The sequence below is a fragment of the Bradyrhizobium betae genome, assembly GCF_008932115.1.
Classification (GTDB): Bacteria; Pseudomonadota; Alphaproteobacteria; order Rhizobiales; family Xanthobacteraceae; genus Bradyrhizobium; species Bradyrhizobium betae.
Genome location: NZ_CP044543.1, coordinates 1330000 through 1352763, shown reverse-complemented (window position 1 = coordinate 1352763; position 22764 = coordinate 1330000). Strand labels below are relative to the sequence as shown.

20 protein-coding genes are annotated in these 22764 nt (G+C 65.4%); 8 read left to right on the top strand and 12 right to left on the bottom strand.

The window, feature by feature from the left end:
• The first annotated feature begins 608 nt into the window (after positions 1-608).
• Positions 609-866: a hypothetical protein gene (locus F8237_RS06520; protein WP_151642997.1), complete on the top strand. Its 258-nt coding sequence runs from the start codon at positions 609-611 to the stop codon at positions 864-866.
• Between the two features lie 223 nt (positions 867-1089).
• Here F8237_RS06520 and F8237_RS06515 read toward each other — a convergent pair whose 3' ends face one another.
• A complete protein-coding gene (locus tag F8237_RS06515) occupies positions 1090-1548 on the bottom strand; it encodes a hypothetical protein (protein WP_244626081.1) in 459 nt (152 codons plus the stop codon).
• Positions 1549-1740: 192 nt separating this feature from the next.
• On the opposite strand from F8237_RS06515, the gene F8237_RS06510 reads away from it, so the two are divergent.
• From F8237_RS06510 to F8237_RS06500, 3 genes are read left to right on the top strand one after another with little or no spacing between them, the layout of a single operon-like run.
• On the top strand, positions 1741-3006 hold the full coding sequence (locus F8237_RS06510) for an NHLP bacteriocin system secretion protein (RefSeq protein ID WP_151642993.1): 1266 nt from the start codon (positions 1741-1743) through the stop codon (positions 3004-3006).
• The gene (locus tag F8237_RS06505) at positions 2999-5164 is read left to right on the top strand and encodes an NHLP family bacteriocin export ABC transporter peptidase/permease/ATPase subunit (RefSeq protein WP_151642991.1); all 2166 of its coding nucleotides are present in this window, start codon (positions 2999-3001) and stop codon (positions 5162-5164) included. The genes F8237_RS06510 and F8237_RS06505 overlap by 8 nt, the downstream gene beginning before the upstream one ends.
• Positions 5161-8043: an NHLP bacteriocin export ABC transporter permease/ATPase subunit gene (locus F8237_RS06500; protein ID WP_151642989.1), complete on the top strand. Its 2883-nt coding sequence runs from the start codon at positions 5161-5163 to the stop codon at positions 8041-8043. The genes F8237_RS06505 and F8237_RS06500 overlap by 4 nt, the downstream gene beginning before the upstream one ends.
• Before the next feature lie 109 nt (positions 8044-8152).
• Here F8237_RS06500 and F8237_RS06495 read toward each other — a convergent pair whose 3' ends face one another.
• Positions 8153-8392: a hypothetical protein gene (locus tag F8237_RS06495; RefSeq protein WP_015687775.1), complete on the bottom strand. Its 240-nt coding sequence runs from the start codon at positions 8390-8392 to the stop codon at positions 8153-8155.
• A gap of 157 nt (positions 8393-8549) precedes the next feature.
• The gene (locus F8237_RS06490) at positions 8550-9437 is read right to left on the bottom strand and encodes a VOC family protein (RefSeq protein WP_151642987.1); all 888 of its coding nucleotides are present in this window, start codon (positions 9435-9437) and stop codon (positions 8550-8552) included.
• A gap of 166 nt (positions 9438-9603) precedes the next feature.
• Here F8237_RS06490 and F8237_RS06485 point away from each other — a divergent pair, with 166 nt between their 5' ends.
• Positions 9604-10791 carry a CaiB/BaiF CoA transferase family protein gene (locus F8237_RS06485; protein ID WP_151642985.1) on the top strand — a complete coding sequence of 396 codons (1188 nt, stop codon included), beginning with the start codon at positions 9604-9606 and terminating at the stop codon, positions 10789-10791.
• Between the two features lie 66 nt (positions 10792-10857).
• Here the strand turns inward: F8237_RS06485 and F8237_RS06480 are convergent, their stop codons facing one another.
• Positions 10858-11373, bottom strand: a complete 516-nt coding sequence (locus F8237_RS06480) for a YciE/YciF ferroxidase family protein (protein WP_151642983.1) — start codon at positions 11371-11373, stop codon at positions 10858-10860.
• Between the two features lie 89 nt (positions 11374-11462).
• Between F8237_RS06480 and F8237_RS06475 the strand changes: the two genes are divergently transcribed.
• Positions 11463-11651, top strand: a complete 189-nt coding sequence (locus F8237_RS06475; protein ID WP_151642981.1) for a hypothetical protein — start codon at positions 11463-11465, stop codon at positions 11649-11651.
• 1 nt (position 11652) lies between these two features.
• On the opposite strand, the gene F8237_RS06470 is transcribed toward F8237_RS06475, so the two are convergent.
• The 6 genes from F8237_RS06470 to F8237_RS06445 form a co-directional block, all read right to left on the bottom strand.
• Positions 11653-12801 carry an amidohydrolase gene (locus F8237_RS06470; protein ID WP_151642979.1) on the bottom strand — a complete coding sequence of 383 codons (1149 nt, stop codon included), beginning with the start codon at positions 12799-12801 and terminating at the stop codon, positions 11653-11655.
• Positions 12802-12991: 190 nt separating this feature from the next.
• Complete coding sequence (locus tag F8237_RS06465) at positions 12992-14080, bottom strand: mandelate racemase/muconate lactonizing enzyme family protein (protein WP_151642977.1); 1089 nt, start codon at positions 14078-14080, stop codon at positions 12992-12994.
• A 178-nt stretch (positions 14081-14258) separates the two neighbouring features.
• Positions 14259-15464: a M20/M25/M40 family metallo-hydrolase gene (locus F8237_RS06460; RefSeq protein ID WP_151642975.1), complete on the bottom strand. Its 1206-nt coding sequence runs from the start codon at positions 15462-15464 to the stop codon at positions 14259-14261.
• Between the two features lie 57 nt (positions 15465-15521).
• Positions 15522-16766, bottom strand: a complete 1245-nt coding sequence (locus F8237_RS06455) for an MFS transporter (protein ID WP_151642973.1) — start codon at positions 16764-16766, stop codon at positions 15522-15524.
• Positions 16767-17026: 260 nt separating this feature from the next.
• Positions 17027-17290, bottom strand: coding sequence for an HGGxSTG domain-containing protein (locus F8237_RS06450; protein WP_151642971.1), 264 nt, complete (start codon positions 17288-17290; stop codon positions 17027-17029).
• Positions 17287-17886: a hypothetical protein gene (locus F8237_RS06445; RefSeq protein ID WP_151642969.1), complete on the bottom strand. Its 600-nt coding sequence runs from the start codon at positions 17884-17886 to the stop codon at positions 17287-17289. The genes F8237_RS06450 and F8237_RS06445 overlap by 4 nt, the downstream gene beginning before the upstream one ends.
• Before the next feature lie 230 nt (positions 17887-18116).
• Between F8237_RS06445 and F8237_RS06440 the strand changes: the two genes are divergently transcribed.
• Both F8237_RS06440 and F8237_RS06435 read left to right on the top strand, forming a co-directional pair.
• On the top strand, positions 18117-18299 hold the full coding sequence (locus F8237_RS06440) for a hypothetical protein (protein ID WP_151642967.1): 183 nt from the start codon (positions 18117-18119) through the stop codon (positions 18297-18299).
• 38 nt (positions 18300-18337) lie between these two features.
• Positions 18338-19321, top strand: coding sequence for a Bug family tripartite tricarboxylate transporter substrate binding protein (locus F8237_RS06435; RefSeq protein WP_151642965.1), 984 nt, complete (start codon positions 18338-18340; stop codon positions 19319-19321).
• Between the two features lie 3 nt (positions 19322-19324).
• Here the strand turns inward: F8237_RS06435 and F8237_RS06430 are convergent, their stop codons facing one another.
• The gene (locus F8237_RS06430; protein ID WP_151642963.1) at positions 19325-21865 is read right to left on the bottom strand and encodes a branched-chain amino acid ABC transporter ATP-binding protein/permease; all 2541 of its coding nucleotides are present in this window, start codon (positions 21863-21865) and stop codon (positions 19325-19327) included.
• Positions 21862-22737, bottom strand: a complete 876-nt coding sequence (locus tag F8237_RS06425) for a branched-chain amino acid ABC transporter permease (RefSeq protein ID WP_151642961.1) — start codon at positions 22735-22737, stop codon at positions 21862-21864. The genes F8237_RS06430 and F8237_RS06425 overlap by 4 nt, the downstream gene beginning before the upstream one ends.
• Between the last annotated feature and the right edge of the window lie 27 nt (positions 22738-22764).

The window sequence follows — 22764 nt, the reverse complement described above, 5'->3', positions numbered from 1 at the left end:
TCCAGCGGCTCATTGGGATGTGACTTGGCCAACTCCGTCATCACGTTCCTGAAGCCCCATCCGGCAATGCCGAGGAGTGCAACAGCGAGCATGCACAAAAGAAATGACATCCAGCCCCCCATAACATCTGCACCGTGGCCCGAATAGTCCGCTTCGGGTCACAAGCAGAAATCGGTACGGCCGCCTGCCGCGTTCTAGTTCTCATCTGAAAGCAGGCCTCTGCGCCGCACTCACTCGAAGCCGTGTCATGGTCTTATCTGTTTTTGGAGGGAAATTTTGTTCTGATCGTCCAAATTGCGCATTGGTTATCAATGGTGCAATGGACCCAAAATCTCAGAATAGCCGTTGATTTTGTTGAGGTTTCCAGCGGATTTTGATTCCGCCATTCGGAGGTTCGATCCCTCCCGCCCCAGCCAGGCGAATTTTCCGGAAGTGTGCCAGCGCTATCGCCGGCCACGCTCGAGCGGTCCAGCAATCCGCCTTGGACGCAGCGACAAAAACACCGCCCATGACGACCGGGTGACCGGGATCACAGCAGTCCCGGCGGCGCGCCGACATGTTGTCCGCGGTTGCGGGATGGACTCGCAGCGTCAGCGGGAGACACGAAGATGAAGGTTCCGGAGAACAACGACTTTGCAAATTGCGAGCTCTCGCTCGAGGAGCTCGATGCCGTCGCGGGCGGCGGCCTGTGGGGCTGGATTAAGCACGAGGCGTCCTCTGCCTGGGACTGGCTCAAGCACGATGGATTGAAAGTGGCGGAAGCCATCATCAAGGTGATTACCCATCCCCGACGGGCCCGGGCTCGGGCCCGACCGTGCCGCACAGAATGTCGTGACGGCCAGCCAGCTCCACAGTTGTTCATCTAGCGCATCCCGGGCCTTCGGCCCGGGATTTTCAATTGAAGGATGTGCGTTCGTCCTGTGTGACGACGATCACCGCGCCGATGAGCCCGTATGCAATATTTCGGCGGGCAGGCCGTCCAAAATTCGCAAATTGTCATCCGATCGGATGACCTCATTCAACTCACGATCCGGCAAGGTTCGACCCTATGCGACACCATTCCGTCATCGCGCGCGGCGATCGGACAGCTCAAAGCCGGGAGCGAATAGAACCGAGAATCCCGGCCGTCGTGTCCACGACTTGAAGCGCCTGTTGGGACTTGGCCAGCGCCAGCGTGGATCTCGTGCATTGATCGGGAAGCTGCGCAATCTTCCTGCGCTGGCTTGCAAGGATGTTGGTCGACTGATCGATGGCAAATCTCACGACATCGCGGGTCGGGTCGTTCTCGCTGACGTTGGTCAGCTCCTTCTCAATCGTGATCAGATACTCGTAACTGGACAGCTCTTGCGAAATCTCGACAAGGTTCTGCATCGTGGACTTGACGCAATCCACATCGACGGCGGAGATGTCGGGCCGCTTCGCGGTCTGGACCAGATCGCCCATCAGGCCCGCGAACATCGGCCGGAGATCCTCGACCTTCTTCAAATCGGCCTGGCTGAGCACGCCGGCCAGGCCCGCGTTCACGCACATAGTCGCGGCGAGCAGCACGCCAAGGCATCGCCATGCGCATCGCGCGGCGAGCACGCGTGCCGTTGCGACAGGTGTGATGCGATCTGGTTGCCATCTCATCGGCTGTGTCCGATCTCTTCCGCCTCGACAGGGTCAATCCGGTCTCGCAAGCTTAACGCCGCCGGGCAGATCGCTCAATCGCATTCTCGGATCGCGACGGGGGAGTGAACCGTGACGAGCGGTGCCGAACAGATTTTCCGCGCCAGCGCGTTGCAGCGTGCGGCATCGCCCGACGAGCTCGATCATCTCGTCGCGATCACCAGGCCGGCCGACTGGATTTTTGCCGCGGTCGTGACGGCCGCGCTGATCGCGGCGATCGTCTGGGGCGTCTTCGGCCGGATTCCGTCGCGTGTTTCCGGTCAGGGAATCCTGGTCGGCAGCGGCCGCGTCGTCGACGCGGTCTCCGCCGTGGAAGGACGGCTTGCATCGCTCGGCGTGTCCGTCGGCGACCATGTCGAGCGCGGGCAGGTGATCGCACAGATCTCGCAAACCGAGATCGAGCAGAAATACGGCAACGCCGCGGAAGCGTACAGGGAGCGTCAGCGCGAGCACGACGACATGGCCGCGAAGGTCGAGGCTGAGCTTGCCGTCAAGGCCTCCAACTTCGAGAAGCTGGAGGCCGCCTTCAACAAGGTGATCGAGGCAACTAGCCAGCGCGTTCAGTCGCTCGATATCGACGTGAAGAACCTCGAGCAGCTGATGGCAAAGGGCCTGACCACGCGCAAGACGCTGGAGGACCGCCGTCTCGAATTGACCGAAGCCCAGCAGCGGCGGACGGATTCGCAGAACGAAATCCTCAAGCTTCACGCGCAGAAGACCGACCTGGAGACGCAACGCGCGCGCGAATTGCAGCAGGCCGAGTTCACGGCCAACAATGCGCGCCGGGAGATGCAGTCGCTGGCGGGAACCCTGGGACGAAACTCGCAGGTGTTGAGTCCGATTGCCGGGCGCGTGCTGGAGATCAAGACGTCGACCGGCTCTGTCCTTGGCGTCGGCACGCCTGTGGTCCTGATCGAGGACGAGGGCGCGAAGCTCGAGGCGGTCGTCTATATCCCCGCGGACCAGGGCAAGAGCGTCAAGCCCGGCTTCCAGGTGCGCGTCGCGCCCAGCACCGTCAAGCGCGAGGAATTCGGCACGATGATCGGGGTTGTCTCGAGCGTCTCCGAATTTCCCGTGACGCCCCAGGGCATGACGGCCGTGCTGCACAACGATCAACTCGTCAAGGTGTTCTCGCATGACGGCGCGCCTTACGCGGTCGCCGTGTCCCTGAACCAGGACGCCTCGACGGTGAGCGGATATCGATGGGCGGTGGGAAGAGGGCCGCAGGTTCACCTCACCAGCGGCACGCTGGCCCAGGCCGAAATCACCACCCGAAACCGGCGCCCGCTGGATCTCGTCGTTCCCCTCCTCAGGAAGCTGACCGGGGTCGATGGATAGTCAGGCCTCACCGAGCTCGGGAATCAAGAAGACGCCGACGATTCTGCAGATGGAAGCGGCGGAATGCGGCGCGGCCTGCCTCGCCATGGTGCTGGCGTTCCATGGCCGGTGGGTGCCGCTCGAACAGCTGCGCGTCGAATGCGGCGTCTCGCGCGACGGCAGCAAGGCGAGCAACGTCGTCAGGGCAGCTCGGCGCTTCGGCCTGTCCGCGAAGGGATTCCGGCAGGAGCTCGCGACGCTGCGCTCGGCGCCGACGCCGTGCATCATTCACTGGAATTTCAACCATTTCGTCGTCCTCGACGGGATCGAGGAGAAGTACGCCTACATCAACGACCCCGCTTTCGGGCGGCGCCGCATCGGCATCGACGAGCTCGACAGGAGCTTCACCGGCGTCGTGCTCACCATGGAGCCGGACGCCGGCTTCGTTCCGCAAGGCAGCAAGCCCGGCGGGCTGCGTCTGCTGGTTCGCGAACTGCGCGGCTCGAAGGCTGCGGTCGGGCTGCTGGTCCTGCTCAGCTTCGTCATGGTCATTCCCGGCCTCGTCGCCGCGAGCTTCTCGAAGATATTCATCGACGACATCCTGATCCAGCACCTGACGGGGTGGCTGCGGCCGCTGCTGGTCGGCATGGCCATCACGGCGCTGATCCGCACGATTTTGACGCTGCTGCAGCAATCGCTGCTGCTGAGATTGCAGACAAAACTCTCGGTGGTGATGATCAGCCGGTTTCTCTGGCGGGTGATGGCACTCCCGATGGAGTTCTTCACCCAGCGCCACGCCGGTGACATCGCAACGCGCGTCGCCGCCAACGAGCAGATCGCGCGGCTGCTGGCGGGCGGCATCGCCGCGAATGTGCTCAATCTCACCTCCGTCGTATTCTTTGCCGCCGCCATGGCGATCTACGATGTGTGGCTGGCCGCGATCTGCATCGGCCTGTCGCTGCTCAACGTTCTGTCGCTGCGGCTTTCTCACCGGCGCCGGGGGGATCTCAGCCGCGGACTGTCACAGGAGCGCGGCAAGTCGCTGGGCGCGGTCGTCAGCATCGTCAGGTCGATCGAGACGATCAAGGCGAGCGGCCTCGAAGACGAGGCGTTCGGGCAATGGTCCGGCATTCAGGCCAAGGTTCTCAATGCCGAGCGCGATCTGGCCTCGTCCTCGATCATGCTCGATATGATCCCGACCCTGATCTCCGGCATGACCATGACGGCGATCCTGATCCTCGGCGGCCTGCGGGTCATCGAGGGATCGCTGACGCTCGGCAGCCTCGTCGCCTTCCAGTCGCTGATGGCAAGCTTCTCCGAGCCTGTGGCGACGCTCGTCAACCAGGCCGGCGGATTTCAATTGATCCGCGGCGCGCTCGACCGCCTCGAAGACGTCTACAACTATCCGCTCGGCGACAGTCCGAAGGACGATGCATCGAGCCAGCAATTTCCCGCCAAGCTCGCCGGGCGCATCGAGCTCAGGAACGTGCAGTTCGGCTATTCACTGCTCGAGCCGCCGCTGATCGCCGATCTCTCGATCGCCGTCAGTCCGGGATCTCGCGTGGCGCTGGTCGGCGCGTCCGGCAGCGGAAAGTCGACGCTGGGCCGCCTGATCTGCGGGCTCAACAAGCCGTGGGCCGGTGAAATCCTGATCGACGGCGCTCCGCTCCAGGATGTCCCGCCAAACATCCTGGCAAACTCCATCGCCTATGTGGATCAGGACATTTTCCTGTTCGAGGGAACGGTGCGCGACAATCTCACGCTGTGGGACCGTACCGTTCCGGATGTCGACCTGACCCGGGCGCTGAAGGACGGTGAGATCCAGGACGAGATCGCCATCAGGGCCGGCAATTACGAATCCTATGTCAACGAAGGCGGAACGAATTTCAGCGGCGGGCAGCGTCAGCGCATCGAGATCGCCCGCGCGCTCGTCGGCCGTCCCTCCATCGTGGTTCTCGACGAGGCGACCGCCGCGCTTGATCCGGTCACCGAGAAGGCGATCGACGACAATCTGCGCCGCTCCGGCTGCACCTGCATCATCATCGCGCATCGGCTGAGCACGATCAGGGATTGCGACGAGATCGTCGTGTTGCGGCAGGGGAAGGTCGCCGAGCGCGGAACGCACGAGACGCTGCTGGCGCTGGGCGGCGAGTATGCGCGACTGGTGTCGCAGGAATGACGGGTCATGTCGAAAGCATCGTGTCCGGCGCAGGCCTCGTGGCGTTGACGGAGCTGCCGGTCGAACTTACGCTGGATAGCCGCCGTCCCATCCGGCTCGATCACCATGGCTGCGTGCTCGAGATTGTCGCCGGTCATGTGGACATCTTTGCCGTCGATGTCGGCGAAGGCGGATATGGCGGCAGACATCATCTGTTTCGGGTCGAGAGCGGAGACATCGTTCCCGATCTGCCATCCGCCGGCGGCTTGAGCTTCATTGCGGTCGGGACCGAAGGCACGCGCGCATGCGCGCGTCGGAGAGCCGAGCTGTCATCGGAGGCCCAGGCAACCCGCTGGATCGAGCGGCTCGCCCGTTTCGTTGCGGGACCGGCGCCGCTGTGGCAGATGGCCGAGGTGCCGGAAGGCGAGGCTGCATTGCCGCCAGGCGCGTGCGGACGCGGTCCGATGCGGGGCCTGCTGTGGCTGACCGTGGAGCGCGGTCAGCTCAGGCTGATGGCAGTCGGGACCGCTTACGCGGCTGGAAGCCATCCGCTGCCTTTGACGTCCGGCCTGTGGGTCGAGGCGGGCGAGGAGGGATGTGCTGCGATTGCCACCAGCGCAGGACCGGCCGTCGGCGCGATCTGGCCGGCGATCGATCAGTTTCACCACAGCTTCGTCGCATGCGTGCAGGGCAGGCTGGCTCGTGAGCGGCTGGACGAAAGCGAACGTCTGGCGAGCCGGAACGCACTCGCGGCGGCGCAATCGATCGAAGCCTTCGATCGCCTGTCCGGCATCATCGTGCGGCGCTTCGATCACGACGCGGACGATGTATCCCGGTCGGACCGGCTGGCCGGCGCCTGCCAGATCGTCGGCAGCGCGATGCGCACGCCGATTGCGATCTCCGGACGGATCGACGGCGCCCGGCAGGATTTCGCCGGCCTTGCCCAGATCGCGCAGGATGCCCGCCTGCGGCTGCGGCAGGTGCTGCTCCGGTCGGATTGGTGGCGAACCGATGCCGGACCACTGGTCGGCTGGCTCGGCGAGCAGCGCGAGCCCGTCGCTTTGGTCTACGAGCCGGGCCGTGGATATGTCATGATTGATCCGTTGACGAAAATTCGTCGGCGGGTCGATCGCGCCATGGCGATGCAGATCGCGCCGGAAGCGGCGATGTTCTATCCGCCGCTGCCCTTACGATCCCTTGAGTTTACCGACCTGCTTCAATTCGCGCTGCGCTATGCGCGCGGCAGCGGTCTGCGCATCGCGCTGGCGGTCGCCGTGATCGGGCTGCTGTCGCTGGTGACGCCCTTCGTCACCAACCTGCTGATCAGTTCGATCATCCCGCGATCGGAGCTCGACCAGCTTGTCTTCTGCGCGCTGTCGCTGGGTCTGACGGCGCTGTCGGTGGCCGGTGTGCAGGTCATGCAGGGCCTCGTCATGCTCCGGATGGAAGCGACGATCGACTGGCGATTGCAGGCGGCGATGATCGATCGCCTGCTCAGGCTGCCGACCGCCATCTTCCGGGAGTTCACGGCCGGCGAATTGGTCGACCGCGCCATGGGCATCGACGCTGCGCGGCGTGCCCTGACCGGTCACGCGCTGCGCGGGATGATCGCCGGCCTGTTCTGCGTGTTCAGCCTCGGCTTGATGCTCTACTACAGCCCCAAGCTGGCTCTGATCGCGCTTGCGCTGACGTCGGTCAGGGCGGCCGCGATCATCGGCACCAACCTGATCCGGCTGCATTTCGAGACCAAGCACTTCAATCAGCAGGGCAAGGTCAGCGGATTCATTCTCCAGCTGCTGACGGGCGTCGGCAAGCTGCGAGTATCAGGGGCGACGCAGCGCGCGCTTGGAATCTGGTCGAGGCAGTTCGCGGCCCAGAAGCAGTATTTCGTGTCGTCGCAAGTGGCGGGAAACGGCCTCGGTGCGTTCGAGACGGCGTTTCCCACCATCGCGACCCTCATCATCTTTGCCTATGCGTCCTATTCCGACAGCAACCTGCTGAAGGACATCGGCACGTTCTTCGCGTTCTTTTCCGCCTTCGGCCAAGCGATGGGCGCCATCGGCGCCTGGGCCGGCGGCGTGAGCGAGGCGCTCATCGCCATACCGCCGCTGGTCCGGCTGCGGCCTCTCATTGCCAGCCCCACGGAGATTTCCGACGACCGGAAATCGCCGGGAGAGCTGTCCGGATCGATCGAGCTTGCGCGCGTGTCGTTCCGGTATCTTTCGAGTGGCCCCATGGTGCTCGACAACGTCACATTGAAGATTGCGCCGGGCGAATACGTCGCGATCGTCGGTCCGTCCGGAAGCGGCAAATCGTCCTTGTTCCGGCTTCTCCTCGGGTTCGAGCACCCGGAATCGGGCGCGGTGTTCTACGACGGCAAATCGATCGGGACGCTGGATGCCAGCGCCGTGCGGCGCCAGCTCGGCGTCGTGCTGCAGAGCGCGAAGCTCGCGAACGGAACCATCTACGAGAACATCTGCGGCGGGCTCCGGCTGCCGCTCGATCAGGCCTGGGAGGCCGCGCGCCTCGCGGGAATTGAAGACGACATCAAGGCCATGCCGATGGGCATGCTGACCCAGGTGTCCGAGGGCGTCAGCACGCTCTCCGGAGGGCAGCGGCAGCGCATCATGATCGCGCGCGCCATCGCGCGTCGTCCGCGCGTCCTGCTGTTCGACGAGGCGACGAGCTCGCTGGACAATCGATCCCAGGCCATCGTCAGCGATGCGCTGGAAAACCTCAACGTCACCCGGATCGTGATCGCGCACCGGCTCAGCACCGTGCAACGCGCCGACCGGATCATCGTGCTGGTCGACGGCAAGATCGTCGAGGCCGGGACGTTCGCGGAGCTGAGCGCCGCCGGCGGAACCTTCTCGTCATTCGCGCGGCGACAGATGCTGTGATATGCGCCGGCGCCGTCGTCCGCGAGCGGCACGCCGAAAGCAAAACTCCCGGACCAGGGCCCGGGAGTTTCAACGTAGGCATCAGCACCGTGGTTGGTGTCGCGCGCGCTCAGTTCTGCTTCGTCGCAGCCTGACCACCCACGACAATCGCGCCGCCGCCGACGAAGATGCCGGCAATCACGGCAACCGGCGTGCTCGAGAGGAATTTGCCGATGGCCACGCCTGCGTCGTGGATGTGGCTGCCGAGCCAGTGCGTGGCGCTGCTGAACCAGCCGCCGCCGGCGACTTCATCGAGCTGTTCGATCGAGAGTTCAAAGTTCGCGCCGTCGTTGTTGATCTGATGGGCCATGTTATCTCACCTGTCTTGACGCTGCGGGATCATCCTCGCAACTGTGGACAGGATGCCGCACGCATCCGATGCTCGCCGTGATTGGCGTCACGCTGTTGCATACGCCCAAGATTTTGTCGCTGGCGTGCCAGTTTTGGCGGGATTGTCCAAGCCGCATCTATCCCTCGTACTGATCCAGCCCCATCGCCCACGACACTTGATCAAACCCGTTGGCATAGTTGCGGTTGTTCACCGCCGGATTGCGATTGACCATCGGCCGCATGAACATCGGGTGGGTGGCGCTGCGGACCTCGTGCTCGACCGTGAACAGCGGCTTGCCGCTGTCGAGGTCGATGATGTCGCAGAACCGGTACTGGTACTGGTTGTCCTCGCGCGAGACCAGGTCGCGCGCGAGCAGCTTGCGATACGGGCCGGAGAAGTCGGTGATGTACATCTGCACATGATGGCCGTCATAGCCGGGCAGCACGCGGTCGGTCTCTCGAAACAAGAGATGCTGATCTCGCCCCGTCTGCACGGCGGCGACCGTGCCGTCGCCGTTCCGCAAGCTCGCGGGCATTCCCATGATCTCGGGGTAGAAGGCGCAGATTGCCTTCGCCGTTCCAGCTGGCACGTCGAACTCGACATAGGGAATGCCGAGCGCGATGCGCCCGAAGCGCGCCGCGTCCGGTTCATGGATGCGCATGCGGTTGCCCCACGGACAAATCGCCTCGACGTAGTCGTTATGCTCGGCGAAGGTGAACGCCGTGCCTTCGAGCTTCTTCGCGATCGAAGCCAGCCGTTGCAGCAGCGCCTCGCGGCCCGCGATCACCAGTCCGGTATGGCCGCGCAGCACCTGCGGCTTGCCGTTCGGCAGATGAAACTGGCTGCGTCCGGCATTGATCCACATGTTGGTGTCGGACACCATCAGATAGGGATCGCGGGTGAGCCCGAGCCCGGTGACGTAGAACAGCGTAGCAAGGCGCTGATCCGGGACCTGGATGTTGACGTGCTCGAAATGGATCGCATTGCCGAGATCTTCTTGGGATCGATCGAATTGTTGCGGCATGGATGTGCTTCTCGCTGGGGGACGGACACGCCATACTAGAGCACAATTTCCGCCAGCCGAAACGGGCCGCCGATCACATCTCGGGAGAATGGCGCGATGTCCGTTGCCGGCTTGCCGTGGCAGCCAGTCCCTGTAATCTGGCAAGAACATGAAAGGGAAGGGATCGATGGGAGGAGTTCTGGAGGGCGTGCGCGTCCTCGATTTCGGGCGCTATATCGCCGGGCCCTATTGCGCGACCCTGCTGGCCGAATTCGGCGCCGAGGTCATCCGCGTGGAGAAGCGCGACGGCAGCGAGGACCGCTTTGTGGCGCCGGTCGGCGAAGGCGGTGAAGGCGCGCTTTTCCTCCAGGTCAACCGCAACAAGAAGTGCATCACGCTCGATCCGATGAAGCCGGAAGGGCAGGAGGTGATGCGCCGCCTGATTGCTACCGCGGATGTCGTCGTCGCCAACCTGCCGCCGCAGACCCTGCAGACGATGAAGCTCGACTATGACTCGCTGAAGGCGATCAAGCCGGACATCATCCTGACGACGGCCACCGCGTTCGGCGGACCGGGGCCATGGTCCGACCGCGTCGGCTTCGACGGGGTCGGCCAGGTCATGTCGGGCTCGGTCTACATGACCGGCGCCGGCGATCCGCCGTATCGGGCCGCGGTGAACTGGGTCGATTTCGGCACGGCGCTGCATTGCGCGTTCGGAACGCTCGCAGCCCTGATCGAGCGCGGCAAATCCGGGCGCGGGCAGATCGTCGAGGGCGCGCTGCTTGCGACCGCGCTGTCCTTCACCAATGCCACGCTGATCGAGCAGGCGGTCATCAACGTCAATCGGGTGCCGACTGGCAATCTCGGCCAGACCGCGGCGCCGGTCGACATCTACCGCACCAAGGACGGCTGGGTGCTGTGCCAGGTCACCGGCCATCCACTGTTCAAGCGTTGGGCCAGGCTGATGGGCGAAGAGGAGCAGTGGCTGAACGACCCGCGCTTTGCCGACGACATCAGCCGCGGCAACAACGGACCCGTCATCAGCGAGCGCATGGCGCGCTGGTGCGCCGAACGCACCACGCAGGAGGCCGTCGACACGCTGGGCAAGGCGATGATTCCGACCGGGCCCGTGCTGAGCCCGCAACAGGCGCTGGATCATCCGCACATCCGCGCCGCCGGCTTCCTGCAGGACGTCGATTATCCCGGCTTGCCGAGATCCGCGCCGGTCGCCCGCGCCGCGGTCCGTCTGTCGGAAACCCCGGGCGAGATCGCGACGCGTCCGCCGACGCTGGGCGAACACACCGATCTCGTGCTGGCGGAGCTCGGCTATGACCAGGCCGCGATCGCGGCGCTTCGGCAGGGCGGGATCATTTAGTCGAGCGGGATCGGACCATGTCAGGCGGCCCCGCGACTTGCGGAGCCGCTCCGGTCCTGCACGCGTCTACGCCGCGTTGACCGCCTTGGCATTGACGCCCTTGCGCAAGGCCACCGTGTTCAGCTTGGTGTTGGCGGCCTTCTCTTCATTCAGGTTCGTCGTCAGGAAGCGCACGATCTCGTCGTGACCGAGTTCCTCGGCCCATGCGATCAACGTGCCGTAGCGGCACATCTCGTAATGTTCCACCGCCTGCGCGTTCGCGACGATGGCGGCGTCCAGAACGGCCTTGTCCGCGATCTCGCCCGCGGTCTCGTTGGCCTCCTTGATGATGCCGTCGATGGCCGGGCACTGCGTGCCGCTCGGCTCCTTGCCGAGCTTGGCGAAGGCCTTCTGCAACCGTTCGACCTGCTTGTTGGTCTCCTCGAGATGGTTCGTCAGGCCGGCGACGAGGTCCCGGTTGGTGGCCTTGTCGATCATCGTCGGCAGCGCCTTCAGGATCTGCTGCTCCGCATAATAGATGTCCTGCAGTCCGTGGATCAGCAGGTCGTCCATCGATTTGATGTCCTTGGTGAAAAGTCCCATTTCAGACGTCTCCATTTCATGGTGAAAGGGAGTGGAACGCCGGCAGGCGGGAGCCGTTCCTATCTCGGAGCCGGACAGGGAGCATCGACATGGCTGAAGCACGTTTTGCCGAATTGTTGGGGCAGGCCGCCATGGACGTCTGGGGCGACATGCCGCGCGACATCCAGGAGGCGCTGTTCGAGACGGCGATGAAAGGCCATTCGGGGCAGCGCGAAGCCCTCGCGCGGCTGCTGCACGATCGCCACCCGCGAACCGCTCATCCCGCCAAACCGGCTTGACCTAATTCGTGCTCAGCGCCGTCCTGGCGACTTCCGCCATCCAGCCGGAGGCGACGGGCAAAATCGCATCGTTGAAATCGTAGCGCGGGCCGTGCAGCTCGGCGCCGTCGCGCAGTTCGCCGTTGCCGATCCAGACGAAGGCGCCGGGGCGCTTTTGAAGATAGAAGGCGAAATCCTCGCCGGCCATGCTGGGCGCGAGATCGCGCCGCACTTCGGCCTGTACTTTCTCCGCGGCGAGGCGCGCGAGGCCCGCCTCATCTGGTGTATTGACCACCACGCCGACGCCCATGACGATCTCGGGCGTGACCTTGACGTCGAAGGTCGTTGCAATGCCGGCGCAGATCTGTTCGATCCGCGCCACCATGATGTCTTTCACCGCGTCGCGGTGATACCGCAGCGTGCCGCCGATTTCGACGCGTCCTGCGATCTGGTTGCGCGCCTTGCCGCCTTCGAGCGTGCATAGCGAGAGCACGGCGGTATCGAGCGGATCGACGCCGCGCGCCACGATCGATTGCAGCGCCACGATCAGATGTCCCGCCGCCATCACGGGATCGCGGGTCAGATGCGGCATGCCGGCATGTCCGGCATGGCCCTCGATCGCGATGCTGACGCGTCCGCCGGAGGCCATGACGACGCCGTCATGCACTGCGATGGTGCCGGCCGGGAGCCCCGGCCAGTTGTGGAAGCCGAACACCCGCGTCATCGGAAAGCGCTCGAACAGGCCCGCGCCGACCATCGCGCGCGCTCCGCCAAGTCCTTCCTCGGCCGGCTGGAAGATGAAGTCGACGGTGCCGCTCCAACTGGTGTCGGCGGCCAGCAGCGCGGCCGCGCCGAGCAGCGAGGCAGTGTGCCCGTCATGCCCGCAGGCATGCATCACGCCCGGATTCGTCGAGGCGTAGCCAAGCCCGGTGTCCTCGGTGATCGGCAGCGCGTCCATGTCGGCGCGCAGGCCGACGCGGCCCTGCGCATGCCCGCGTGTCAGGGTCGCAACGACCCCATGGCCGCCGATATCAGCCTCGAAGGGAATGCCGAGCTCGGTGAGCCTGTCCTGCACGAAGGCGGCGGTGGCCTTCTCGTGGAGGCCCAATTCCGGATGGGCATGCAGGTGCCGGCGCCACTGGGTCAGTTTCTGGTGCAGTTCGGGGGTCAAGGCGGAAGGTCTTTCGCTGGGAGGGCCGGCTGCGGCCACCATAGCCGATTATCCGGCCCCCGCATCCAGCGCCTTGGAATGCCTCGCGTGCAGCTACATCGTCATGGCCGGGCTTGACCCGGCCATCCACGTCTTGCTTCGCGGTACAAAGAACGTGGATGCCCGGGACAAGCCCGGGCATGACGGAGCCCTACGGCGCCAGCTTCGCCAGTCCCTTCCAGTCGAAGTCGATGCCGTGGCCTGGGCGGTCCGGCGCCAGCGCCCTGCCGTCCGTGAGCACCAGCGGATGCTCGATATATTTGTCCAGCCCGAAGCCATGGGCCTCCAGATAGGAGCGGTTCGGGCAGGCTGCGAGCAGGTGCACGGTGATGTCGTGCGCGCCGTGGCTGGTCACGGGCAGGTTGAACGCTTCGGCGAGCCGCGCGATCTTCATGAACGCGGTGACGCCGCCGCAATTGGTGACGTCAGGCTCGGGGTAGGACACCGCGCCCGCGACGATGTAGTTCTTGAACTCCCACAGCGAGCGCAGATTCTCGCCGGCCGCGATGGGCACGCCGCCTGCCTGCATGATGCGCGCATGTCCCGCGACATCGTCGGGGATGATCGGCTCCTCCAGCCAGGTGAGGTCGTAGGGAACGAAGGCGCGGGCGGCGCGGATGGCTTCCTCGACCGTCCACTTCATGTTGGCGTCTGCCATCAGCGGAAAGCCGTCGCCGAGATGCTGTCGCATCGCCGCCACACGTGCGACGTCGGATTTGAGATCGGGCCGGCCGACCTTCATCTTGATGGCGCGAAAGCCCTTGGCGAGATTGCCGTCGGTCTGCGCCAGCAGCGCCTCGACCGAAAGATCGAGGTCGATGCCGCCGGCATAACACGGAACGCGGGCGTCGAAGCCGCCGAGCAGGCGGAACAGCGGCAGCTTGGCGCGCCGGGCCTTCAGGTCCCATAGCGCGATGTCGAGTGCGGACAGCGCCAGCACCGCCGGCCCGCCGCGGCCGCCATAATGCAGGCCCCACCAGACGTGATGCCAGATCGCCTCGGTGTTGTCGGCCTCGCGTCCCTCTACCAAAGGCGGGATCTCGCGCCTGAGAATATCGGCGATCGCGCCGCCATTGCGACCGACCGTGTAGGTATAGCCGACGCCTTCGGCGCCATCGGCATCGCGGACACGGCAGGTGATCAGCTCGAATGCCGCGATCTCGCCATGTGTGGAGTCGGAGAGCGTGACGGGGAGGGGGATCCGGTAGAGAGCGGATTCGATTGTCGCGATGCGTGCCATTTGGCCTCCCTGTGTTTTCTTTCTTGGTTCGTAGGGTGGGTTAGGCGAGCAGATGAGCGAAGCGAATCTGCTCGGCGTAACCCACCACTTCTGTCGCCGCGGATACCAAAGAGGTGGGTTACGCCGCGCGAACTACGCTTCGCGCAGTCGCGGGGCTAACCCACCCTACGAACTTATCTCACCGCATCGTCGCCAGCTGCAGCGCCAGCGCGCAGGCGCGGTCGTACTCGTCGAGATTGATCCACTCGTCGATCGTGTGCGCCTCGTTCTGGCCGGCGCCGAAGGTGACGGTCGGAACGCCGTGGCGGACCATCCAGTTGGCATCGAGGCCGCCATTGGCGGTGCGCACGTTCGGCGTGCCGCCGACCGCGGACACCGCCTCGACCGCGCGCTTGATGACGGGCTGGCTGTCCTTCATGCGGAACGGAAAATAGTCGGTCTCGGCCTTGAACTTGACCTTGCCGGACTTGCCTTGCGCGTTGGTCACCTTCTTGGCCGCCTTCTCGAACGCGGCCTTGTAGGCCTTGGTGATCTCCTTGAAGAACTTGCCGTCGTGGCTGCGGCTCTCGCCGCGCACATGGACGTAGTCGGTGACGACGTTGGTGGCATCGCCCGCCGGGCGGCCTTCTCCGCCGGTGACGGGGCCGACATTGCTGGTGCCTTGCCGCGCGTTCGCGCCCTTGCCCTTAACCACCTTGCCGAACCAGCCGCCGGCTTGCACGTCCGCAAGGGCCAGCGACATGATCATGGTCGAGGAGATGCCGCGCTCGGGTGCGACGCCGGCATGCGAGGCGCGGCCGAAGATCTCGACGCTCCAACGATCCGCGCCGACGGCGCCGATCACGACGTTGGAGGCCGAGCCGCCGTCATAGTTGAAGGCCATCACGGGAGAACCGAGCTCGTCCAGCTTGACGTGGCGCGCACCATAGAGCCCGCTCTCCTCGCGCACGCAGAACAAGAGCGTAATCGGCGGATGGTCGAGCTTCTGCTTTTCGAGCTCGGCGGCCAGCGTCACCAGCACGCCGCAGCCGCAGCGATTGTCGCCGCCGAGCGCGGTTTTGGCCTTGTTGATGATCTTGCGGCCGGACTTCTTGGGCTTGGCGCCGGCACAGAGCGGCACGGTGTCCATGTGGGTCATGAACATGATGCGCGGCTGGTTATGCAGTGCGCCGCGGCCGGGCAGGTCGACGATGAGGTTGCCGGTCTCGGTCGGCACGGGAATGCGCGTATTGGCGTCGTCGAGCCGGATCGCTTTGGCCGGCACGCCGCTCTCCTTCAGCGCGGCGGTGAGCTCACGCCCGATCGCCGCCTCCTGTCCGGTGACGCCCTCCACGGCGAGGAAGCGCATGAGGCGGTCGGTGGCGGCTTTGGTGTCGACAGGCATGAGGCATTCCTTTGGTGCGCAGACGCGTAGGATGGGTTTCGCTTCGCTCGGCGCATCCTACGAACGCGACGAGGTGTAAGTCAAAAAGATCATCACCCCCACCATCAGCGCCGCGGCCATGAACAGCAGCACCGCCGGCAGCCCCGCGAACGCGGCCACCGCACCTGTAGTCGACTGCATCAGTGCCGTGCCGAGAAAGAAGGCGAGGTTCACCGCCGCCAGCGCCTTGCCCGCGGTCTGCGCGTCGACCAGCTGCCGGCACATGCCGAACAGCAGCGGCTGCGCGGAGGTCGCAAGGCCGATCAGCACGAACAGCACGAGGTCGTATTTCGGCGGCATGACCGGCACGCCGAACAGCCATGCAACGGCTAAATGCGGCGCGCCGAGCGCCAGCAGCGCCACCAGCAGAGCCGCGATCGTATGCGTGCTGGCCACCAGCTCGCGGCGGCGGCCGATTTTGCGATCGATCATGCCCATGCACAGGGGACCTGCGATCATCGCCAGCGTGTACGCGCCGAGCAAATTGCCGGCCTCGACCCGCGTCAGGCCCTTGACCTGCATCAGCCACGGCCCGCCCCACAGGCCCCGCAGCACCAGTGAGGTCGCCAGCGACACCATCGCCAGCGCGATCAGTCCGCGCAGCGGGCGTGACAGGCCGAGCCTGAGCACCTCGATCATCTGCGACAGCGGCGAGGACTCGTCCTTATGCTCGGCCGGCTGGTTCGGCACCAGCGCGAACACCGCGAGCGCCACCACGACGGCGCCGAGCGCGGCGATCCAGAATCCGGCGCGCCAGCCGTAATGATCGACCACGAAGGCGAGCGGGCTCGATGACAGCAGCATGCCGATATTGCCGATCGAGAGGATCGCGCCCGACCACAGGCCGAACCGCGCCGCCGACAATTGCTTGGCCGCCAGCGTCATCGGGCACATCAGCATGCCCGAGGTGGCGATGCCCAGCAGCAATTGCCCGACCGCAAAGCTCTCGGGCCCCGTCGCAAAGCCTGATGCGATGGCGCCGGCCACGGTTCCCGCGAGCAGGCTCAGCGACACCGGCCGCACGCCAAAGCGATCCATCGCGGCCCCGACCGGGATCTGCGACGCCGCAAAGGCGAAATGATAGACCGAGGTGAGGCTCGCCAGCGCCTGCGGCTGCACGTGGAAATCCGCCGCCATTAAATCGAGGCTGAGCGCCGGAATCGTGCGCAGCAGGGTCGACAGCATGTGCCCGCAGGCAAGCGCAACGAGTGCGAAGATCAGCGCGCGGGTGGCGCCGCCCGCGTCGTCGGTTGTGGCAGTCATGAGCGCCCCGTCCCGGTAAGGTTTCGGGTGGGTTACATGATTGCGGCAGGCGTGCCAACCTCGATAGCTGTTGGCCAAATGCAGGGCCGCGTTGATATGAGGGGGTGTCCGCGAGACGTTTGCTCCTCGCCTGTCCCGGACGCGCCGCAACGCGCTTCGCGTTGCTGCGCAGAGCCGGGACCCAGGATGCTGCGTGTCCGTTGATGTTCCTGGCGGTAAGCCGGCTTCATTTCGTTCGGCAGCCTCCGCGTCTTGCCATTCTACTTCAGCTCCAACAGCAGGCTTTCAGCTCGATCCAGCAGCGCATGGATCTGCCTCCGCTCGTCGATCGCCTCGCTGGTGAAGAAGCCGTGGTTGAGGGCATTCCTGTTTCCGAATGGTGCTCCGGACCCGGCTGCTCCGCCATGCATGCGGCAGCGCGTCTTGCCGAGCAACGCCGGCGCACGGCAATTGCCGCTGCTGCGTGTTCGCGCGTCGCAGCGCGGACTCGCCTGCATCGGGCCGGTGTTGCGGGCGTGGGTCACGCGGTGATGGCCCCCGCATCCGCCAGGCCGGGCTGTGCGGCGACCAGGCTCGCATGTTGCGTGAAATGACCGACGACGGCCCGGCCACCATCCTGCACCGACAAATTCTGCACCGTGATCGCACACGCGCCGTTGCTGCGATGACGGTTCAGGGCTTCCATCTGGGCCGCGAAGGTGCGGGCCAGCCTGGTCTGTGCGCGCGTGAGGCTCTCCTGCTGCTGCACGTCGTCGGTGCAGGCGAGGCGACAGGCGCAGCGCATCGCCGCGACGTGGACGCTCACCATCTGCGCCGCCAGCATGGACTCGAGCGAGTCCTTCGGCGCGATGCTCTTCAGCGTCGAGACCATGAAGGCGAGATTGCCCTGGTCCGGCTTCCGCGCAACCGCGCTGGCTTTCGTCAACTGGCTCAATAGTCCGTGCAGCGCGTCGCGGTCGACGGCGCCCAGCGCCTCGGCCAGCAGCAACTCACCGGTTCGCGGATCGGGATGTTCGATCACGATCCGCCTGCGGCGCAGCTTGACCTTTGGGCTTGCGATGATCGGGGCACGATCGGCTGTGCTGATGGCCGTCTCGCTGTGTGTCGGTAATGTCGTCATGCGATGTGTCCTTTGCCGGCGCAGGCGCGCGAAGCCTCGCGGAGAGCGAAGCCAATCGTGCGTGTACTATCGGGGCGGTTGCGATTTTTCGGATGTCGGTGAGGGGGTACGCGCATAGCCGGGTCGAGGCGCCCTTGACCGGGACGGCATCCACGCCGGCGATTATCGCGATGATGCCATTCTGCTCCTGTTTTGCCCGACGTGTCAACGTGTTTTCGGGATAAGAGAAGTTGCTGCCGCGCAAGTCCTTGTTTCGACTGGCGTCGGCTACTGTGCATGGGGTTGTTTTCGCGCTTTGTCTGGATACCGGCGCTGGCGTGCCGCGCGACGGAATGCCGGACACTTCGCTGCCGGAAATGCGATTGCCAAAATCGGCGCGGCCGCTATTCATGATCGGCGAACGCGCCGCATAACAACAAGCACAGGCGGCGCGGAGCTGGGGAGAGAACCAATGCAACGAACGGTCCGCCTGCTGGCCATCATCGCCGGATTATGCGCATGCGCGCTGTCGACGCAGGCCGTCGCGCAGAAATATCCGGCGCGTCCGGTCAAGATCATGGTCGGCTTCAGCGCGGGCGGTCCGGTCGATGTCGTCGCGCGCATCGTCGCCGACCGCCTGAGCAACAAGCTCGGGCAGCCCTTCGTGGTCGAGAACCGCGCCGGCGCCAACGGCATGATCGCGGCCGAGGGCGTGGCGCGCGCGGATGCGGACGGCTACACCATGCTGGCCTGCAACTCCTCAACCATCACGCTCAACAAGACGCTGTTCAAGGACGCCCGCTACGATCCGATCGGTGATTTCGCGCCGCTGACCACCGTCGTGTCGGCGCCGCTCGTCCTCGTGGTCAACCCCGAGAATCCCAAGACCGCCGACATCAAGACCGTCGCCGATCTCGTCGCTGCCGCCAAGGCCAGGCCGGGCGAGCTCGCTTACGGCTCCGGCGGCAACGGCAACCTCGCTCATCTCGCCATGGAGCTGCTCAGCCAGAAGGCCGGCATCAAGCTGATCCACGTGCCCTATCGCGGTGGGGCTGCGTCCGAGGTCGGCATCCTCGCGCAGGAGGTGCTGGCGGTGTTCGATCCGCTCTCGGCCGTGCCGCTGGTGAAGGCCGGCAAGCTGCGCGCGCTCGCGGTGTCCTCGGCCGAGCGGCTGCCGTCGCTGCCCGACGTGCCGACCGTCGCGGAAGCCGGCTATCCCGGCTTCGACCTCTCGTTCTGGGTCGGCTTCTTCATGCCGAAGGCGACGCCGGCACCGATCCTGGAGACGCTGCATCGGGAGATCGTCGCCGCCGCCAAGGACCCGGCGATGCAGGAGCGGCTGGAGACGCAAGGCGTCCTGAGCGTGCTCAGCCCGGCCGACTACGCCGCCAGGATCGCGAAGGAGACCAGGGAGCTCGCCGAGGTCGTGACGGCGGCGAACATCAAGGCGGAGTAGGGGCTAGAGCCACAGGATCTGCTTGCGATAGCCGAGATCGTTCAGCAGCGGCGCTGCCGGTCCCTGGTGGAACACGGCACCGCGCTCGAGCGCGAAGACGCGGTCGGCCAGCGCCAGCACGAGATCGAGATTGTGCTCGACGATCACGATCGACATGTGCCGGCGAAGCTGGTCGAACACCTTGAAGAGTTCGAGCGTCACGGCCGGCGCGAGACCCTCGAACGGTTCGTCCAGCAGCAGCAGGCGGACATTGCCGGACATGGCGCGCGCGACCGCCACCATCTGCTGCTCGCCGCCGGAAAGATAATCGGCCGCGATGTTCATGCGCTCCTTCAGGCGCGGGAAGTAGTGCAGGATCTGCTCTTCGTTCCAGACCACGCCGTCGCTGCCGTCGGTCTTGCGCGCGAGGCGGCCGAGCGCGAGGTTTTCGCGCACGGTCATGCCGGCGAACAGCCCGCGTCCCTGCGGTACGTAGCCGATGCCGCGGCGGGCGATGTCGGGTGCGGGGAGGCGCGCGATGTCGGTGCCGCGATAGTCGATGCTGCCCGAGGCCGCCGGCACGAGGCCGGCGATGGATTTGAGCAGCGTCGACTTGCCGGCGCCGTTGCGCCCGAGCAGCGCGACGATCTCGCCGTCGCGCACGTCCAGCGCGGCGTCGTTGAGGATGTGGCTCTTGCCGTAGAACGTGTTGACGCGGTCGAGGCGCAGCAAGGTCTCGTGCGTGCCGGAGTCCTCGATGCTGCGCCGATGCTCGACCGCGGGAATGCCCTTGCCGGTATAGATCTCCTGCACCCGCAGATCGGCCCGCACCGCGCTCGGGCAGTCCGACATCAGCACCTCGCCCTGGTTCATCACGGTGACGATGTGCGAGAAACCAAGCACGCGATCGATGTCGTGCTCGACGATCAGCACGGGAATGTTGGCCGCGATGTTCTTGACGAGGTTGGAGACGCGCTCGCGTTCGGCCGCGGCCAGGCCTGCCAGCGGCTCATCGAGCAGCAGCACCTGCGGCTTGGAGCCGAGCGCGATGCCGAGATCGACCAGCCGCTGCCCGCCATAGGAGAGCTCGCCGCCCTCGATCTCCTCGATGCCTTCGAGCCCGAGGAATTTGACCAGCGCGGCGGTCTCGGCGTGGATGTCCGGGTACGCGTCGATGTCGTTCCAGATGTTGAAACGCATGGCGCACCGCGCCTGCAGCGACAGGCGCAAATTCTCGTAGATCGAGAGGCCGCGAAACAGGTTGGTGATCTGGAACGAGCGCGCCAGCCCCTGATGGCAGATCGCATCGGCCGGCACGCCCGCGATGTCGCGCCCCCTCAGGCGGATCGTACCTCGGTCCGGCGCATAGAGGCCGGAGACCAGATTGAACAGCGTGGTCTTGCCGGCGCCGTTCGGCCCGATCAGCGCATGGATCTCGCCGGCGGCGACCGTGATGCTCGCATTTTCGACCGCGCGGATGCCGCCGAATTTTCGAGAGACGCCGCTGACCTCCAGCACGGTGCCTTGCAACGCTTCCGGCCGCAGGAAATCAGGCAGCGGCAGGCCGTCATAGATCTTGCGCCGGCTCATGGCGGCAGTTTCTTCCGCGGGCGGACGCAGGCGCCGCATGATCAGCGCACCGATGCCGGCGAGGCCGCCGGGCGAGTACATCACGAACGCCACGAAGGCGAGGCCGAACCAGAACAGCCAGTCCGACGTCCAGATCGAGAACAGCTCCCGGAACAGGATGAAGAACAGCGCGCCGAGCGCGGGGCCGAGCAGGCTGTGCATGCCGCCGATCACGACCATCGCCAGCAACTCGCCGGCGAACGGCACCGAGACGGCCTCGGCCGAGACGAGGTAGTTCAGGAACGCGATGAGCGCGCCGGCAAGCCCGGTCACCACGGCGGAGATCACGAACACCGCGAGCTTGTAGCGCTCGACCGGGTAGCCCTGAAAGCTCGCGCGCAGCTGGTTCTCGCGGATCGCAACGAGCACATGCCCGAACGGCGAGCGCACCAGGCGCATCAGCACGTAGAGCACGGTGAGGCCGATGACCGCGACCACGACGTAATAGTTCAGCGCGCTGTCGAAGCTGACGGAGCCGATGCCGCCGCGCTTCAGCCCGCCGAGCCCATCCTCGCCGCCGGTGAGGCTGGTCCAGCGGAACGCGGTGGTGTAGACGAGCGCGGCCAGCGCCAGCGTCAGCAGCGAGAAGTACACGCCGCGCCGGCGCAGGATCAGCATGCCTGTTACGCTCGAAGCGATGCCGACGACGACCATCGACCCCAGCAGCGGCAGCCAGATCTCGCCGGGGAAGAAGCGCAGCTGGATCAGTCCGGCGGCGTAGGCGCCGATGCCGAACCAGGCGCTATGGCCGAACGAGACGAGGCCGGTATAGCCGATGCAGAGATTGAGCCCCATGGTCGCGATTGCAAGTCCGACGATCCAGGTGCCGGTGTTGAGCGACAGTCCGAACGCCCTCAGCAGGAACGGCAGCGCGACGACCGCGGCAGCCGCGATCAGCAGTGGTTTCAATCTGCCGAAGGCGGAGGCGCTTCTCATTCGAATTTCTCGATGCGCTCGCCGAGCAGGCCGCGCGGGCGCACCAGCAGCACGAGGAACATCAGGACGTAGATCGAAGCTTCGCCGGCCGCCGGCTCGAAATGAATGGCGATGCCGCGCACGACGCCGACGAGGAGGGCGGCGATGATGACGCCCCAGAAACTGCCGAGCCCGCCGATCACGACCACGACGAAGGCCACCGTCATGATCTCGGCGCCCATCGCCGGGTGTACCGTCGTGATCGGCGCGAAGAAGGCGCCGCCGAGCGCGGCCATGCCGACACCGAGCATCACGATCCCGGTCATGTAGGGTTGCAGCCGGATACCGAGGGCGGCGACCATGTCCGGCCGCTGGATGCCGGCGCGCACCACGCGCCCGAACGAGGTCTTGTGCAGCAGCAGCCAGATCCCCAGCAGGATCGCTGCGACCACGGCCAGGATCAGCAGCCGGTAACGCGAGAACAGGAAATCGCCGACGATGACCGAGCCTCGAAAGCTCTGCGGGATTTCGGCCGACACCGGCGCGGCGCCCCAGATCATGCGGATCGCCTGTTCCGCGACCATGGCAAGGCCGAAGGTCACGAGCAGGCTGAGGATTGGATCTGCCGTGTAGAAGCGCCGCAGGATGAAGCGTTCGAACAGGATGCCGAGCAGGGCGACCGCGAACGGCGAGATCACCACGGCTGCGCCGAAGCCGAGCCGCTTCGTCAGCTCGACGCAGACATAGGCGCCGAGCGCATAGAACGCGCCGTGCGCGAGATTGACGATGCCACCTACTGAGAAGATCAGCGACAGCCCGAGCGCGATCAGCAGGTAGTAGCCTCCGAGCACGAGGCCATTCACCACCTGCTCCAGCAAGAACTCGAACTGCATGGTGCGTCCGCCTTGCTGCGTGTGCGC